At 69.5% G+C, this 16,064-nt stretch carries 12 protein-coding genes and 2 pseudogenes; 5 read left to right on the top strand and 9 right to left on the bottom strand.

From position 1 onward, the window contains the following. Positions 1-121: 121 nt before the first annotated feature. The 4 genes from ACLJQZ_RS46225 to ACLJQZ_RS46240 are packed head-to-tail and all read right to left on the bottom strand — an operon-like array spanning position 122 to position 3,755. The gene (locus ACLJQZ_RS46225; protein ID WP_410627858.1) at positions 122-658 is read right to left on the bottom strand and encodes a flavin reductase family protein; all 537 of its coding nucleotides are present in this window, start codon (positions 656-658) and stop codon (positions 122-124) included. Between the two features lie 39 nt (positions 659-697). Further along, on the bottom strand, positions 698-1,030 hold the full coding sequence (locus ACLJQZ_RS46230; RefSeq protein WP_410627859.1) for a DUF4387 domain-containing protein: 333 nt from the start codon (positions 1,028-1,030) through the stop codon (positions 698-700). Then, positions 1,027-2,388 carry an acyclic terpene utilization AtuA family protein gene (locus tag ACLJQZ_RS46235; RefSeq protein WP_410627861.1) on the bottom strand — a complete coding sequence of 454 codons (1,362 nt, stop codon included), beginning with the start codon at positions 2,386-2,388 and terminating at the stop codon, positions 1,027-1,029. Before ACLJQZ_RS46235 ends, ACLJQZ_RS46230 begins: the two co-directional genes overlap by 4 nt. Continuing rightward, positions 2,385-3,755, bottom strand: a complete 1,371-nt coding sequence (locus ACLJQZ_RS46240; RefSeq protein WP_410627862.1) for an LLM class flavin-dependent oxidoreductase — start codon at positions 3,753-3,755, stop codon at positions 2,385-2,387. The genes ACLJQZ_RS46235 and ACLJQZ_RS46240 overlap by 4 nt, the downstream gene beginning before the upstream one ends. Positions 3,756-3,870: 115 nt before the next feature. On the opposite strand from ACLJQZ_RS46240, the gene ACLJQZ_RS46245 reads away from it, so the two are divergent. From ACLJQZ_RS46245 to ACLJQZ_RS46255, 3 genes are all read left to right on the top strand, one after another. Next, positions 3,871-4,719, top strand: coding sequence for an IclR family transcriptional regulator (locus tag ACLJQZ_RS46245; protein ID WP_410627864.1), 849 nt, complete (start codon positions 3,871-3,873; stop codon positions 4,717-4,719). A gap of 248 nt (positions 4,720-4,967) precedes the next feature. After that, the gene (locus ACLJQZ_RS46250) at positions 4,968-6,281 is read left to right on the top strand and encodes an MFS transporter (protein WP_410627866.1); all 1,314 of its coding nucleotides are present in this window, start codon (positions 4,968-4,970) and stop codon (positions 6,279-6,281) included. A 43-nt stretch (positions 6,282-6,324) separates the two neighbouring features. Further along, entirely contained in the window at positions 6,325-7,758 is a 1,434-nt protein-coding gene (locus tag ACLJQZ_RS46255) for an MmgE/PrpD family protein (protein WP_410627867.1), read from the top strand. Positions 7,759-8,595: 837 nt separating this feature from the next. On the opposite strand, the gene ACLJQZ_RS46260 is transcribed toward ACLJQZ_RS46255, so the two are convergent. The 3 genes and pseudogenes from ACLJQZ_RS46260 to ACLJQZ_RS46270 form a co-directional block, all read right to left on the bottom strand. Then, positions 8,596-9,231 carry a DsbA family oxidoreductase gene (locus ACLJQZ_RS46260; RefSeq protein ID WP_410627869.1) on the bottom strand — a complete coding sequence of 212 codons (636 nt, stop codon included), beginning with the start codon at positions 9,229-9,231 and terminating at the stop codon, positions 8,596-8,598. Between the two features lie 28 nt (positions 9,232-9,259). After that, positions 9,260-9,622: an antibiotic biosynthesis monooxygenase family protein gene (locus tag ACLJQZ_RS46265; RefSeq protein WP_410627871.1), complete on the bottom strand. Its 363-nt coding sequence runs from the start codon at positions 9,620-9,622 to the stop codon at positions 9,260-9,262. Between the two features lie 228 nt (positions 9,623-9,850). Continuing rightward, positions 9,851-10,369, bottom strand: a pseudogene (locus ACLJQZ_RS46270) (OB-fold nucleic acid binding domain-containing protein); the annotation flags it as partial. A 704-nt stretch (positions 10,370-11,073) separates the two neighbouring features. Here ACLJQZ_RS46270 and ACLJQZ_RS46275 point away from each other — a divergent pair. Both ACLJQZ_RS46275 and ACLJQZ_RS46280 read left to right on the top strand, forming a co-directional pair. After that, positions 11,074-11,270: pseudogene (locus ACLJQZ_RS46275) on the top strand (ABC transporter ATP-binding protein); the annotation flags it as partial. Positions 11,271-11,354: 84 nt separating this feature from the next. Further along, positions 11,355-11,774, top strand: coding sequence for an Ohr family peroxiredoxin (locus tag ACLJQZ_RS46280; protein ID WP_410627872.1), 420 nt, complete (start codon positions 11,355-11,357; stop codon positions 11,772-11,774). Positions 11,775-11,837: 63 nt separating this feature from the next. Here the strand turns inward: ACLJQZ_RS46280 and ACLJQZ_RS46285 are convergent, their stop codons facing one another. Together ACLJQZ_RS46285 and ACLJQZ_RS46290 are read right to left on the bottom strand one after the other, a co-directional pair. After that, positions 11,838-12,866, bottom strand: coding sequence for an alpha/beta fold hydrolase (locus ACLJQZ_RS46285; protein WP_410627873.1), 1,029 nt, complete (start codon positions 12,864-12,866; stop codon positions 11,838-11,840). A 94-nt stretch (positions 12,867-12,960) separates the two neighbouring features. Next, a complete protein-coding gene (locus tag ACLJQZ_RS46290) occupies positions 12,961-15,927 on the bottom strand; it encodes an AAA family ATPase (RefSeq protein WP_410627875.1) in 2,967 nt (988 codons plus the stop codon). Positions 15,928-16,064: the final 137 nt, after the last annotated feature.

Here is a 16,064-nt window from a genome sequence, read left to right on the forward strand (position 1 = left end):
TCATCTGGCGCTGCTGGCAGAACAGCACACCCTACGACCCGACCCTGCACGGAGGCGCCCAGCACCAGGCAAAACAACCACTCGCGGCCTGACTTTGACCCAGAGGTTGACACAAGGGGTGTCATGCCAGCTCCGTGAACGCGGTGTGCGTGCCGAAGAGCCGCCGGTAGTAGGTGAGCGGATCGGCTTCCTGCGCGTCGGCGGCGTGGACGTCGCCGAGGACGATGACGTGGTCGCCGCCGTCGACGAACCGGCTCACGCGGCAGGCGAGCCAGGTCGCGCCGGGCAGCCGGGGGAGACCGTGGTCGGCGGTCCACTCGACGTGGTCGAACTTGGCCGCGCCGCCTTTGCGGGCGAAGGTGAGGGCCAGGTCGGCGTGGCCGGTGCCGAGCACGTTGACACCGAAGCAGCCAGTGGTGCGGATCATCGCCAGCAGCTCGGAGCCACGGTCGAGGCACACCGCCACCATGGGCGGGGTCATCGACAGCGAGGCGAACGCGCTGACCGTGGTGCCGTGAGGCACCTGGTCGGCCATGGCGGTGATCACCGCGACCGGGGTCGCGACACCCGCCATGACGTCGCGGAATCGCTGCTGCAGTGCAGGGTCGGTCGTAGCGGGTGCGTTCGGGCTCGGGCACGGATGGGTGGTGGTCGGCATGGTTACCTCCTCGGAACTGCGGTCGTGGAGACTCGGGGGTCAGCCGGCCGGTGCGGGAATGGGGATGTCGAGCAGGGGCGCGTGCTGCTGGGCGCCGAAGGTGTCACGTTCGCCGATGCTGCCCTGGCGCCCCGGCCGGACGAGGGTGAGCTTGAACGCGAGCGCGGGTTGGAAGAAATCGCAGTAGCGGACGTCCTGCTCGTTCACTCCGTAGGCGCGTGCCATCGTCTGGAGAGTCAGCGCGCCACTGTCGCGCACGTGGGCGTAGGTGGCGTGATCGGTGAACATCACGTCGAAGGTGATCTCGTAGGGTCCGGCGTTCTTGCTGCGGATGACGGCGGCGAGCTGGGAGAGCGGCACGGTGGCGGTCATGATCCGACCTCCTTGGTGGCGGTGGTGAACAGGTCGAGCCCGTCGCTGTGCATCACGTGGTAGAGGGTGAACACGCAGACCGGGCCGATGGGGTTGTCCATCGGGTTGAGTGGCAGGGCGAGGTTGCCGGCGGTGGCCATCTGGCCGGGGTAGCTCAGGTGCAGGACCCCGACGCGGGCCGTGGTGCCGATCGCGTCGGCCAGGGCCTGCGTCGGGGCGGTCGCCTCGCCCAGGACGCCGACTTCGTGCGGCACCCTGGCCGAGGGTTCGGTCTCGCCCATGACGCCGTTGCGGCCATAGACGTGGAAATGCAGTTCCGCCTCGCCAGTGGCGAGGGCAGGGTGCAGGACACCGGCTGTTTTGTGCACCCGCTCTAGGAACGCGTCGATCTGTCCGATGAGGATCGGGTCGCGGACACCGCCGATGAAGATGCTGCGGTAACCGACGATCGCGGCGCCCTCAAGCTTGACAGTCGGGCCGTCGGCGGGCAGGAAGCGGCTGCCGGCGACGCGGACGGTCCGGTCGTCGACGGCGGTATAGGTGCACTTCCGGACGTCCAGGACGCCGGAAGGTCCGGGCAGCAGGTCGGGCCGGCTCTTCTCGTAGAGGGTGTGCGCGGCCACCGACAGCGGGGTGCAAGCCTGCCCCGGGCTGAGCGGGGTCAGCTCGAACGCGTCGGGATACACAGTGGCCAGTACCCCGCCGCCCTTGGGTTCGGCGCACGCGGCACCGCATTCGACGATTTTGCCCATGTGCCAGGCGATGCCGGGGTCGATGCCACGGGAGAGGCAGAACGCGGCGTGCGGGGCCGGGTCGTAGGCCCGGCCGGCGATGACGACGTCGACCGGGTGGTCCTCGGTCAGCAGCGGGAGGAAGGGTTCGGCGCCCATCTGCGCCACGATGGCCGTCGACGTCGAGATGTCCTGCGGGGTGGGGAGTTCGCCGCGCACGTTCGGCTCGATCCTCCCGTCGTCGAGCCGGGCGGCAACCACGTCGGGGGAGACGTCGGCGTAGATGGTGGCGATGCGCAGGCTCAGGTTCTCCTCGGCGGCGATGCGTTCGACCAGGGCGGTCATCCGGTCGACCTGGGCGTTGGTGCCGGCGCCGCCGGCGGAGCTGACGACGACCGGAATGTGATGCTTGCTGCCGGCGAGCAGCATCGGCCGCAGGTCACGCAGGTACGACTCTTCGGTGACCAGCGTCTTGCCCAGGCCCAGCATGTACGGCCCCGGGTCGGTGGATCCGGAGTCGACGATGATGGCGTCGACGCCCAGGTCGACGCAGGCCCAGAAATCCGCGTCGGAATAGCCGTAGCCGAGCATCCCGCACGGGGTCAAGATCCGCACCGGCGTGCTCACCGTCCCACCTCCACGGTCGCGGCCTTGGCCGAATCCGTGATCGGGAGGCCGAGGTTCGAGCGCAGGGTCGAGCCGGCGTACTCGGTCTTGCTCAGGCCGCGCCGTTGCAGTTCGGGAACGACGAGCCGGGCGAAGTCCTCGTAGGTGCCGGGCACGCTGGCCGCGGAGAGCACGAACCCGTCGCAGCAGCTGGTGAACCAGGCCTCCATCTGGTCAGCGACCTGGGTTGGGGTTCCGACGAACGTCGCGCCCTCGTTGAGGCTGCCCCGCCCGGAGTACCGCACGAAGTCGTCGACCGAAGGGTTCGCGGTGCCGCTGAGCTGGATCACCCGATCGCGCAGGCCGTGCCAGGACATCTGCGCGAGCTCGGCGTCGGTGAACGGTTCGTCGAGGGGACGCCCGGACAGATCGGTGTTGATGACCTCGCACAGCAGCGCCAGCCCGTCCTCGGGCCGCGCGAGATCGGCCAGCAACGCCTTCTTCTCCTGGGCGAGCTGCTCGGTCTCGGCGACGATCACGCCGACTGCCGGAGCGACGGTGACGGTGTCCGGGTCGCGTCCGGCGTCGGCGACGGCGCGCCGGATCGCCTGGTACTGGGCTATGCCGGCGTCCTTGCCGGAGTAGGCAGTGAAGACGACTTCCGCCCAGCGGCCGGCGAAGCGCAGGCCTCGGCCGCTGGAACCGGCTTGCAGCAGGACCGGCTGGCCTTGCGGGGACCGGGGCACCGGGAAGGTGCCGTTGAGGCGGAAGAACTTGCCGGCGTAGTCGGTGCGGTGCACCTTGGCGGGGTCGGCGAACAGCCCGGTGTCCTTGTCGAGGACCAGCGCGTCGGAGTCCCACGCCGACCACAGGTCGGTGACGATCTCAAGGAACTCATCAGCGCGGTCGTAGCGCAGGTCGTGCTCAAGGTGCTCACTCACGCCGAAGTTGGCGGCCTCGGAGTCGTTGAGCGAGGTGACCACGTTCCACGCCACCCGGCCACCGGTCATCAGGTCGAGCGTCGCGAACAGACGCGCCACGTGGAAGGGTTCGTAGTAAGTGGTCGAGTACGTGGCGCCCAGGCCCAGGTGCGAGGTCGCCCCGGCCATGGCCATCAGGATCGGGGTCGGGTCCATCTTCACCGACCGGATCCCGTGGCGCACCGCGAGGTCGTGGCTGCGGCCGTAGATGTCGGGCATCGCCAGCCGGTCGTCGAAGAACGCCATGTCGAACCGGGCGTCCTCGAGGGTGCGGGCGATCCGGGTGAAGTAGTCCGGGGTGAGGAAGTCCGTCATGGACAGCGTGTGGCGCCAGGAGCCGACGTAGTTCGAGCAGTTCTGGGCCTGCAGGAACGCGATCAGGGACATGGTGCGTGAGTCGTTCGGCATGAGCCACCTTCATCCTCGGCAGAGAACCGCGTCGTTCGCGTGCTGAGGCCAAGACTGGACATCGGCCGCCGATCGGTGCAACGTTAGTTTCGTGGCGTGAAACCAACGAGGTGTGATGAGTACTTCCGCAAGAGCCGGAGAAACGGTGCAGTCGGACATCCTGCGTCGGTCGCTGCGGGTGCTGGAAGCGCTCGCGGGGATGGAGCAGCCGGCCGGGCTGCTGGCGATCGCGGCGGCGGTGGACCTGTCCAAGGCCAGTGCGTACCGCGTCCTGCGCACCCTGCAGGAGGAGGGCTACGTCGACCATCTCGGACGGCGTGGCTACCGGGTCGGCAGCCGATCGATCGCACTCGCGTCCCTGATCGGCCCACGCCCGGCGCTGCTGCAACGCGCCCGCCCGGTCCTGTCCAAATTGGCCGCCACCGTGCACGAGACCGCGACACTGCACCTGCGCAGCGGCGAACACCGGGTCCTCGTGCTCGGCGCCGAGCCGGCCACGAATCCGCAGCGACGCGGTGTCCACGTCGGTGAGCGGGCCCCGCTGACCTCCGGCTGCAGCGGCCGCGTCATCTTGGCCCACCTGACGGACAAGCAGGCCGCCAAGGTGATCGGCACCCACGCCCGTGGCGAGAAACGCGCGGTGATCCAGCGCGAACTGGACACCATCCGCGCCGACGGCTACGCGATGTCCTTCAGCGAGAACCACCCCCACCTCAACGGAATAGGGGTGGCCCTGCTCGATCCCGACGACGACTATCCTCTCGGATCGATTGTCATCGCCGGTCCCGATTACGCGCTGCCCGCGGACAAGCTGCGCCGGCTCGCGCAGCCGCTGACCGCCGCCTGCACTCAGCTCGCTCCTCACCTGGCGACCGTGCTCGGGCCCAACTCCTCCATTCGCCTCGAGTCCCTCGACGTCACCATCAAGGACTTCATCGAAGCCGCGGATGAGACGGACGTCTGATCCGTCATCGGGCCGCTGCACACGACCGTGACCTGCATGGTTGCGGCAGATGAAACTTAGATTGCGGCGTTCGTGCGTGGTCGTCCAAGGTGGCTCCACCCGTGACAACCGGGCGCGGCACTCCTGAATCCGCCTGGTTCCGACTGTCCCCTCATGCGTGAGTACGGAGACCAATGACGATCTCTGAGCCAACCAAGACCAGCACGTCCGCAGCGTATTCCGCGCCCGCGCGATTGAGCGCGCTGCCTGTGGTCACCCGTTCGCAGAAATTGTGGTGCGTCGTCCTCGGTGCGTTGTTCGCCTTCGACGTCGTGGACATCTACTCCTTCTCCTACGCCGCACCGGCCATCACCCGGGAGTGGGGCCTGTCGCTGCACAGCGTCGGCGCGGTCACCTCGGCCACGTTCCTGGGCATGTTCTTCGGCGGAATCACCGGCGGTCGGATATCCGACCGAATTGGCCGGAAAAAGACGATCATCGGCGCAGTGATGGTCTACTCGTTGTTCTCGTTGACCACCACCTTCGCGAACACCGTCGGATTCCTGGTCATCGCACGGTTCCTGACCGGCTTCGGGCTGCAGGCGATGACGGGCGTGCTGATCGTATACGTCGCGGAGATGTTCCCCCGCCGCTCCCGCGGGCGCTATCAGTCCCTGCTGCTCGCGTTCGGTCTCGTGGGCGTGCCGATCGCCGCCTGGCTCGCCCGGCTGGTGATCTTCCTCGGTCCCGGCATGTGGCGCTGGGTGTTCGTCCTGGGCGCGCTCGGCGCGCTCGTCGGCGTCGCCGCGATCTGGCTGTTGCCCGAGTCGGTCCGCTGGCAGAGCCTGCACGGCGACGACTACCGGGCCAATGTCACCGTCGCGAAGCTCGAGGCGCAGGCCAAAGCCAAGACCCGGGCGCCGCTGCCCGCGCCGGTGGAGGAACCCACGGTCGCCTCGGGCCGGGTCGGTGAGCTGCTGCGTGGACGGAACCTGCGCAACTTCGTCGTGCTGTGCACCGGCTCGGTCCTGATCGCGTTCGCCTTCTTCGGCTACAACGCTTACGTGCCGATCCTGCTGGTCGACCACGGCTACACCACGTCACAAACCTTGTTGTTCGCGTCGATCTTCTCGATCGCCGCGGTTCCCGGGGCGCTGCTGGCGTGGCCAGTGGTCGACCGGTTCGAGCGCAAGCTGCTGATCGCCGGCACGACCGTGGTGGTCGGCGCCCTGTTCGTGGTCTTCGGCGTCACCGGCGGATCGGGGATGGTGCTCGCGGCCGGGTTCATCATCTCGATGTTCCTGCAGACGCAGACGGTGTTCCTGTACGCCTACCTCCCGGAGATGTTCCCCACCCACCTGCGCGGAGTCGGCTCGGGCATCGCCAACGGCCTCGGGCGTCTCGGGGTGTTCGCCGGCGGATTCATCTTCGCCCCGCTCGTCGCCGCGGCCGGCTTCTCCGGCTACTTCATCACCATGGCCGTCATCCTGGTGATCGGCGGCGCGGTCACCGGCATCTTCGGCATGCGCAGCACCAACCGACCACTGGTGGAGAACACCTCCGCTGCAAACGCCCGCTCATAGCGTCACCATCACCCACACACCCACCGCAGGAGGAATGATCACCGTGACCACGGTTGCCCAGACCGACCGGACCGCTGCCGACCAGAAATCGGGCACGGTCTCGGAGAAGCTCGCGCAGTTCGTGTCCGACTTGTCGATGAGCGACGTACCGGCCGCGGTTCGCGCCGTCGCCCGCGCGCACCTGCTGGACGGCCTGGGCATCGCTCTGGCCTCCAGCGACATGGACTTCGCCCACGCGGTCCACGATGCCGCGACGCAGCTCGGCGAGGGCCAGGAGGCACACACCATCGGGTTCGGCACCGGCCTCCCGGCCCCGGCCGCGGCCCTGGTCAACGGCACACTGATCCACGGCCTCGACTTCGACGACACCCACATCGAAGCGATCTACCACGCCACCGCCCCCGCACTGGCGGCCGCGCTCGCGGTCGGCGAGGCCGAGCACGCCGACGGCGAAGCCACCTTGCTCGCCTACATCATCGGCCTGGAAGTCGGGTGCCGGATCGCGGCCGCGGCTGCCGGGAAGTTTCACGACCGGGGGTTTCACCCCACCGGGATCGCCGGCACGTTCGCCGCCGCGTGCGTCGCCGCGAAGCTACGGAATCAGGACGCTTCGGTGCTCGCGCACGCCCTGGGCATCTGCGCCAGCCAGGCCGCGGGGACTCTCGAACTCGGCCAGTCCTGGCTCAAGCGGCTGCACCCGGGCTGGGCCGCGCACTCGGGCATCATCGCCTCGACCCTGGCCGGCGCCGGGTTCATCGGGCCGCTGACGATCTTCGAGGGGGAACGCGGGCTCTACGGCAGCCACCTCGGCGACCCCGGTGCCGCCGCCGCGCTGAACCTGCACGACCTGGGAAGCCGGTGGATGTCGGCCGACATCGCGATCAAGCCGTATCCGTGCTGCCACTTCACACACGCCTTCATCGACGCCGCCCTGCAGATCCTCACCGACCTCGGCGGCGCAACCCTGCGCCCGGACGAGGTCGACCGGATCGTGTGCCCGACCACTGAGCGGGTCATGCCCTCGGTCACCGAACCGGCTACGAAGAAGCAGGCACCCGACACTCTCTACAACGCCCAGTTCAGCGTGCAGTACGCCGTCGCCTACGCCCTGGTCCGTGGCCGGGTCGACCTGGCCACCTTCTACGACGAGTCCCTCGACGACCCGCAGGTGCTCGCGATGGCGGCCAAGGTCACCTGTCCCGTCGACCCCGACAGCGACTTCCCGAAGCATTTCCCGGGCGAAGTTGTCATCCACCTCAGCACTGGGGGGACCGTGCGTCGCCGGGTGCCGGCCAGTAGCGGAACCCCTGGCAATCCGCTCACTCCGGAAGCGATCACCGGCAAGTTCACCACCAACGCCGCACGCACCCTGCCCGATGAGGCTGTCGACGCCATCGCCGCGATGGTCGACGACCTCGAATCGCTGCCGGACATCAGCACGCTGGTGCAGGCGTGCGTCGTCTCCGAACCGCGCTGATACCAGGCACCGTCACGCGACGCACCGGTGCCCGCCGGTGCTCGCGTGACTACGACGAAGAGGGCGAACATCGTGTCCACCCTGTCGCTGGCGGTGATCTTCGGCGAATCGGCTCGCCGTCTCCCGGACAAGACTGCCCTTGTCGAAGGGCAGGCGCCGCCTCAGCTACGCGCAGCTGTGGCCCCAGGCCCAGCATCTGAGCGATTGCGGGGTCAAGCCCGACGACCGGGTCGCGTTGCTCTGTCCTACCACGATCGGGTTCGTCCGCGCCTACTACCGCGTCCTCGCCAGCCGGCGGAATCTCCGCCGAGACGAGCGCGACGATGACGTCTCCGCGCATCTCCCGGTAGCAGTCCTCCCACTCCAGTCCGGCCGCGGCGAACGCAGCCGCATGACCGCGTCGAGCCCGTCGCGCACTGCCTGCAGATGCGGCCCCGTCCGGCTCGGATCCCCGAACCCCTCTCTCCCCGCTTCACAAGAACGCAGGATTGACCACAGTCGCAAAGTTTCGGCGCGAGAGGTAGCCGCTGCACGGGGATAAACTGGTTCTGAACCTGTCGGCGACGCCACGCGAGCGGTCCAACATCAACTTGCGCTGCTCAGAATCTCACGTAAATGTCGTTTAGGACATTCACGTGACAAGACCAGTGAGATTGCGACGCCAATTTCGAGAACCTGCACCCGGTGTGGGATCTCGAATCCTGTGACATGTTGATCTTCTTTGACCTGCGGGTTTTGGTTGTCTCACGCGATGTCACTTGCCGCCAGTCTCAGCTCCGTGGCAATTCCTGGCAGTGTGAGCTTGGCTCTGTTGGCTCCGGGTTCACGCACGCTGCTCTATGTGGTGCGCGAGGCGGCCAAGGCGTGCTCGATCAAGCGGTGGAGTTCGGTGGGTGGTTGGACGCCGGAGACTAAGGGCGTGCCGTCGATCACCACTGAGGGGACGCTGGTGACGCCCAATTCAGTAGCGCGACGCTCATCGGCCCGGACGCTGTCGGCGTGGGCGTCGCCGGTCAATAAGGCGCGCACCTCGGTGGCATCCAGCCCCGCCTCGACACCCAACCGTGCCAAAACCTGCGGGTCGGCAACGTTGAGCCCCTCGGTGTGGTAGCCGTGCAGCAGACGCTCCATCATCTCCTCGGCCAGACCGCGCTGGGCGGCCAGGTGGATCAACCGGTGGGCATCGAAAGTGTTCACCGGCCGAGCGACATGGAGATTGAGCTCCAGTTCGTCCGCGGAGCCACCAGCCTGGATGCGGGCGATCCTGGCTGGTGCCTGCTCGCCCCACCACTGCGCCATTGCCTCGGCCGCCGTCGGCCCGGGAGCCCGTCCCTGCTCTGGCGCCAGTTCGTAGCTGCGCCACACCACCTCCACCTGCTCTCGGTCGGCAACCCGAGCCAGGGCGGCGGCAAGGCGCCGCTTGCCGATGAAACTCCACGGACACAGCACGTCGGCGAAAACTTCGACCCTCATCGATGTCCCTCTCATGATCGACCGGCTGTCAGGAATCTGTCGGGCGTGGCTCTGGGCTGATCTCGCGGGCGAGCGTGTAGGTCGGGGTCGCGCTCACACGGGCCTCGGCCTTGCCGGACAGCAGGTCCATCGCGGTCTGGATGGCAGTCATCCGGCCGTCGGTGTCGGACGTGGCCACGAAGTTGCGGTAGTCCGTCTCGCTGGCCCAGCTCACGATGTTGTAGACCCTCGTTCCGTCCGTGCTTACGTGGAACCGTGCCGACACGTAGCCCGGATAGAAACGTACCCACCGCTGTTGGATCTCAGCGAAGGCGTCCACCAGCGCACGCTGGGTCTCCGGCCCGTCGACAGCGTGCTCGATGATCGAATAGAAACCAGTGTCCGTACTCATCCGCGCTCCTTGTGCAGTAGCCCACGGTTCGGGCTCATCGCCTGACATCAAGCGTCCAACCTCGACCACGCTTGAGGTCAACAGGCTGTGCCCGACCCCACAGGCTCACCGACTGGAGCGTGCTGCTGTGTCTCAACCGCAGTGCATAAATGAGGTTGAGATGAAGTCAGCCTTAAGAAAATGAAGTCAGTTTTGAGATCCTACAGGCGGAGAGGTCGGCCACGGGGACTACCGGAAATCCCGGGACGGTGCGGTGACCATGGACAGGTCGATGGCCTCGAGACGGTCGGCCAGCAGCGTGACGACACTTTCGGCGGCCTGGACTCGGCCACGGATTAGCAGAGCGGAGCTGGTCCGGGCGATGACCCGCTGCCGGGTCCAGAGCCCGGGTGATACCAGGATGTTGGCCATGCCGGTCTCGTCTTCGAGGTTGAGGAACGTGATGCCGCCGGCGGTCGCCGGGCGCTGGCGGTGGGTGACGGCACCTCCGACCCAGACTCGGGTCCCGTCCTCGGCTTGCGTCAGCTCGGCGGCGGTCAGCGCGCCTCGCTTGTCGAGGTATTCGCGCAGGTACTCGACCGGGTTGCTGTCCGGCGAGACGCTGGTGGCCCACAGGTCGGCCGCGGTGACCTCGAACCGGGTCATCCCGGGCAAGGCGGGCGCGTCCAGGCCGGGCGCGAGGCCGGGCAGGTGCCCGGGCCGTGTGGTCGCCGCGGCGCCGGCGGCCCACAGGGCCTGACGCCGATCGGGGGTGCAGTCGTGGCCGCAGGCGGCGACGTTGCTGGGTTCGGTGCAGACGGCGTAGGGGACAGCGACTTCGCCGATCGCGCGGCGGGTGTGCTCGGTGTCGATCAGCTTGCTGGCCTTTCGCCAGATCCGGGTGTCGTGCCGGTCGAATTGCACGGCCGTGACCCGCTCGACCGCGACGCGGCGGCGTTCTTCACCGACGCGGTAGTACTTCTGCGTGGTGGCGAGCCGGCGGTGGTCCATCAGCCGCTTGAGGACGTCGACCGGGATGCCGGCGTCGGCGTGCCGCTGGGCGTAGGTGTGGCGGTAGGCGTAGGGGAAGATCAGTGCCCTGTCGAACGGGATCTCCTTCGCGGTCTGGACACCGTTCTCGCTGATCAGGGCGGTCACGAAGATGCCGGGCAGCCGGTTCAGCCAGGTGCGGTGCTGGGTGGCGAGGTAGGCGTCGGAGACGCCGCGTGTTCCCTGCGGGTTGCGGTATGTGGTCGGGACGAGCTTGAGCTGGCTGGCGGGAGTGTTCGGATAGCGGCGGCGGACCTCGTCCTGCTGGTCAACGATCACCGCGGCGGTCTCGCTGCCGATCGGCAGCCGCCGCCCGTCGCGTTGGTTCTGGTGGTTGTCATAGATCAGGACCGGCCTGCCCTCTTCGTCAGGGTCAGGCAGTCCAGAGGCAGCCGGCAGAGCTCGTCCGGTCGCCGTCCGGTGTCTCCTGCGTCCCGTTGGCCGAACCGGCGCCGCAGCTGCTGTTGCTCGACGAGTCCACGAACAACCTCGATCTGGTCAGCACCGGGCAGCTGGAAGCGCGCTGACCGCGTTCGTCGTCGTCGGTCACGGCGAACGCTTCCTCGCCGAAATCGGGGTCGAGCGCCGGCTCCTGCTGTCGGACGGCCAGCTGTGGTGACGTACACGGATGACGTCGTGCGACGGTCGCCGCGGTGACTCGCGGATTCCTAGCGTGGTGGCGTCACCCGCTGAAAGGAACACCATGTCCGAAGTGACCTACACCGTCGTCGCCACCTCCACCTCGGAGGGCCGCAACGGCGGCCGCGCGACCTCCGCCGACGGCGCGCTCGACGTCACGCTCGCCGTGCCCAAGGCGTTCGGCGGCGCGGGCGATGGGACGAACCCGGAGCAGCTGTTCGCGGCGGGCTGGGCGTCCTGCTTCGTCGGCGCCGTGCGCCGGGTCGCGAGCGTGAAGAAGGTGCCGCTGACCGACCTCGCCGTGGTCGCGGACGTCACGCTGCACCACGACACCGAGGCGGGCGAGTTCCAGCTGAGCGCGGTGCTGCACCTGGAGGCGTCGGGCATCGACCAGGCCACGGCCGACGACCTGGTGAACGGCGCGCACCAGGTCTGCCCGTACTCGAAGGCGACGCGCGGCAACATCGAGGTCACCCTCGCCTGACCGGTCGTGAGTGGTGATTCGAGTTCCAACCCGAATCACCACTCACAACGAGCTGCGGCAGGGTCACATCCGGTCGGCATCCACGATCGCCTGGGCGAACGGCCTCGGCGCTTCCTGCGGTACGTTGTGCCCGATGCCGTCGAGGATCCGGTGTTCGTACTTGCCCGTGAACTTCGAGCGGTACGGCTTTCCGTCCTTCGCTGCAGCGTCGAAGTCGCTGCCGATCGTGATGGCGGGCACCGTGATCGCCGGGCCGGTGGCCAGTTTCTGTTCGTACGCCTCGTACTGCGGCTCGCCCGGGGCGAGGCTCAGCCGCCAGCGGTAGTTGTGGACGACGATGTCGACGTGGTCGGGGTTGTCGAACGCCGCCGCGCTGCGGTCGTACGTGGCGTCGTCGAAGGGCCAGGCTGGGGAGGCGTTCTTCCAGATCAGCTTGTTGAAGTCGTGGCGGTTCGCCGCGTAGCCGGCGCGGCCGCGCTCGGTCGCGAAGTAGTACTGGTACCACCAGCCGAGTTCGGCCGCCGGTGCCAGCGGCTTCTGGTTGGCCGCCAGGTTCGTGACGATGTACCCGCTCACCGCGACGACTGCCTTGCAGCGTTCGGGGAACAGCGCGGCGATGATGTCGACGGTGCGCGCGCCCCAGTCGTACCCGCCGAGCACGGCCTTGCCGATCTTGAGTGCGTCCATCAGGGCGACGACGTCGAGCGCCACCGCGGCCTGCTGTCCATTTCGGACGGTCTGGGCGGACTTGAACGTCGTCGGGCCGTAACCGCGCAGGAACGGGATGATCACCCGGTAGCCGGCGGCGGCCAGGATCGGCGCGACGTCGACGTAACTGTGCGGGTCGTACGGCCAGCCGTGCAGCAGCACCACCGGCTGCCCGGTGGCCGGCCCGGACATGGCGTACGCCATGTTCAGCACCCCGGCGTCGACGTGCTTGATCTCCCCGAGCGAAGTGTGCTCACCGGACCCGGCCCGCAGGTCGGGCGTCGCGGCCGGTGCGCCCGCGGGGGTGCTCGACGAGCAGGCCGCCAAGGACGTCGCCGCCAGCCCCGCCGCGAACGCCTGCCCGAACCTTCTCCTGCTGATCATCTGAGAGCTCCTGTGCGAAAGACCGTGGGACTTTCACAACGTTAGAGCCGGACTGGTGACCTTCGCGCCCGTCGGACGACGCAGCCGGTGTAAGTCACCCGTCCAGGGTCTTCAGCATCCCGGCGAGGGCGGCGCGGGAGCTCACACCCAGCTTGGGGAAGATCCGGTGCAGGTGGGTGCCGACGGTCCGGTGCGAAAGATACAGCCGCTGCCCGATCTCCCGGTTGGTCAACCCCTCCGCCGCCAGCTGGGCGATACCCAGCTCGTGCGGGGTCAGCTTGTCTCGCGCGTCCGGGTCCCGGTTCGGGCTCGACTCGCCCGCGCTGCGCAGCTCCCGCCGGGCCCGCTCGGCCCACGTCGTCATGCCCAGCGCGTCGAAGGTCTCGCGGGCCGTGCGCAGGTGCGTCCGGGATTCGACGACCCGCCGCTGCCGCCGCAGCCACTCGCCGAACGCCAGGTGGATGCGGCCGCGTTCGGCGGGCCAGCCGGTCAGGTCGGCCCCCAGCGCTTGCGCGAACAGCTCGTCGCTCGGGTCGAGCACGGCCCGCGCATACCGCAGGCCGATGTGCAGGGCGGGCGACGGAGTGCTCCTCGCGAGGGGCTCCAGCTCGGTGAGGATGTCACGCATCGCGTCCGTCTGCCCGGCCCGCACCGCCGCCTCGGTGAGCTCCGCGACGCAGTACGCGCGCAAGGCCAGCTGGTAGGCGGGGTCGGCCGGATCGTGGAGCCGCCGCAGATCGGCGAACGCGTCTTCGAACCGGCCCTCGCTCAGCGCGGACAGGCCCCGGGCGAGCTGGACCGTCGCCAGCACCGGCCGGGCGCCCGCCGCGAGCCCGGCGCGTTCGGCTTCGCCGGCCAGCGTCTTCGCCTGCTTGTGGTCGCCGCGCAGGGCGGCGATCTCGGCCTGGACCGCCGTGGCCAGGCCGTACATGAACGGCTGTCCGGTCTCCTGGGCGAAGCGGGCCGCTTCCGCCGCGACCGGCACGGCCGCGGCGAGGTCGCCGAGGCGGACCCGGCTCCACGCCTGGACGGCGAGCGCCCGCGGCAGCAGCCCGAGCCGGCCCTGGGCCCGCAGGCCCGGCGCCGCGGCCGCGGAGAACCGCGCGGCCAGGTCGAACGCGCCGACCTGCAGCGCGGCGCTGCCCAGGTACCGGTCGACCTCGGGGTCGGCGCCGGTCGCGCCCACCAGCTCTCGCAGCCGTTCGAGCACGACGCCGCCGCGCTCGAACGGCGCGACGTACGCAGTGACCGCCACGATCCGCGGGTCGTCGTCCGGCACCGGCAGCCGATCGGCGACGTCGAGTAGCGCGCGCCGGGCCGCGTCGCCGGGCTCGATCCAGAAGCAGCGCATGGCGGCGCTCCACAGAATCCGCATGGCGGCGTCGGTTTCGCCGTCCTCCGCGACCGAGCCGGCAAGGGCGGCCAGCTGCGCGACGCGGGCGGGGTCTTCCCGTACGCCGTCCTCGAACTCGCTGAGCAACCGGCTCGCGGTGGCCCGGCGGCGCGGGTCGGCGGGCCGGGCGTCGCGCACCAGGCGTTCGGCGGTCTCACGGCGGCCCGACTCGACCGCCAGCGCGGCGGCCCGCAGCAGCCGATCGGCCCGGCAGTCCGGCTCGCAGCTCAGCCTGGCGGCCTGCTCCAGCGCGGCGATCGCGGCGGCGGCCCCGCCCCGGTAGCGGGCTCGCTCGGCGGTGCGTTCCAGGGCGGCGGCGACGTTCTCGTCGGGCCCGGCGGTCGCGGCGGCCTGGTGCCAGGCTCGCCGGTCGGGCTGGTCGTGGAGTGCTTCGACGAGGGCGAGGTGGGCGCGCCGCCGATCGGCTGGTGAAGCGGCGGCCGGGATGGCCGACCGCATCAGCGGGTGGCGGAAGGTCACGGCGCCGGCGGAGAGCTCGATGAGGCGGGCTTCGACGGCGGGGGCGAGGACTTCGGGTTCGAGCGCACCGGGCGGCAGCGCGCCGGGGCGGGTGCTTCCGGCGGAAGCCGGGTCCGGCTCGAACGGCAGCCCACCCGAGCGAGTGCTCTCGCCCGCAGTCGGCTCCGGTCCGAGCGCGCCACCCCAGCGAGCGCCCCTGGCAGAAGCCGACCCAGGTCCGAGCGCGCTACCCGAGCGAGCGCCCCCACCAGCAGCCCACTCCGGTCCGCCACTCGGCCCCAACGCCCCGGTCGGCAACCCGGTAAGGCGAGCGTCGACAGCCGGTTGTCCCTCCGCCGCAAGGAGCGCCCCCGCCGCGGTGAGCGTCTCGGCCAGCGATGTCGCCTCATTCAGCGCCGCGACCAGCAAAGCAGTGCGTGTCGGCGCCGGAAGGCCCGCAACTCGAGCTGTGAACGTGTGCTCCAGCCGTTCCGTCAGCGGCAGCGCCGGGTCGAGCCCGTCGAGGTCGGCCACCGCCGAGGGCAGCTCGATCAGAGCCAGCGGGTGCCCCGCTGCCTCCTCGAGCAGCCGGGTCCGGACCGCCGGGGCGAGGCGCGGCGCGACCGCGTCCAGGAGATCCGCGGCCGCGTCGGCGGGCAGGCGGTCGAGCACCATCGGCGCCAAGCCCGCGTCTCGCAGCGGGGTTTCGGCGCCGTCCCGCAGGGTGGCGACCAGGACGATCGGCTCGGTCTCGATGCGCCGCGCGACAAAGGCGAGGACGTCCGCGCTGGCGCGGTCGAGCCAGTGCACGTCCTCGGCGACCAGCAGCAGCGGCTTGGCGGCGGCCTCCTCGGCCAGCAGCGTCAGCGCGGCCAGCCCGACCAGGTAGGCGCTCGGCTCGGGGCCGTCGGCCAAGCCCAGCGCCGTGCGCAGGGCGTCCCGCTGCGGCGCGGGCAGGTCCACGACTGCCGCCCGGACGGGGTGGAGCAGTTGATGCAACCCGGCATAGGCGAGGTGAAGCTCGGCCTCGGCCCCGGTCGTCCGCAGCACCCGCAGCCCGGCGACCGACGCCGCGGCGGCCGTCTCCGCCACGAGCGCGGACTTCCCGATGCCGGCTTCGCCGCGGATGAGGACGCCGCTGCGGTCTTCGGGGCCGTCGACGAGCTCGCTCAGCTCCTTCAGCTCGGTTTCCCGTCCGTGCAGCACCATGGAAACGACCTTACCCAAAGCACGTTTCCACAGCTCAGAACAGAGTGACGTACGGCGACAGCGTCATTCGACGGGCGCGGGCGCCGCGGCCGCGCCCCTAACTTGGGCGCACGTCCACATCGGACGGAAACCGGCTA

The organism is Amycolatopsis sp. cmx-8-4, from assembly GCF_046548675.1.
GTDB lineage: Bacteria > Actinomycetota > Actinomycetes > Mycobacteriales > Pseudonocardiaceae > Amycolatopsis.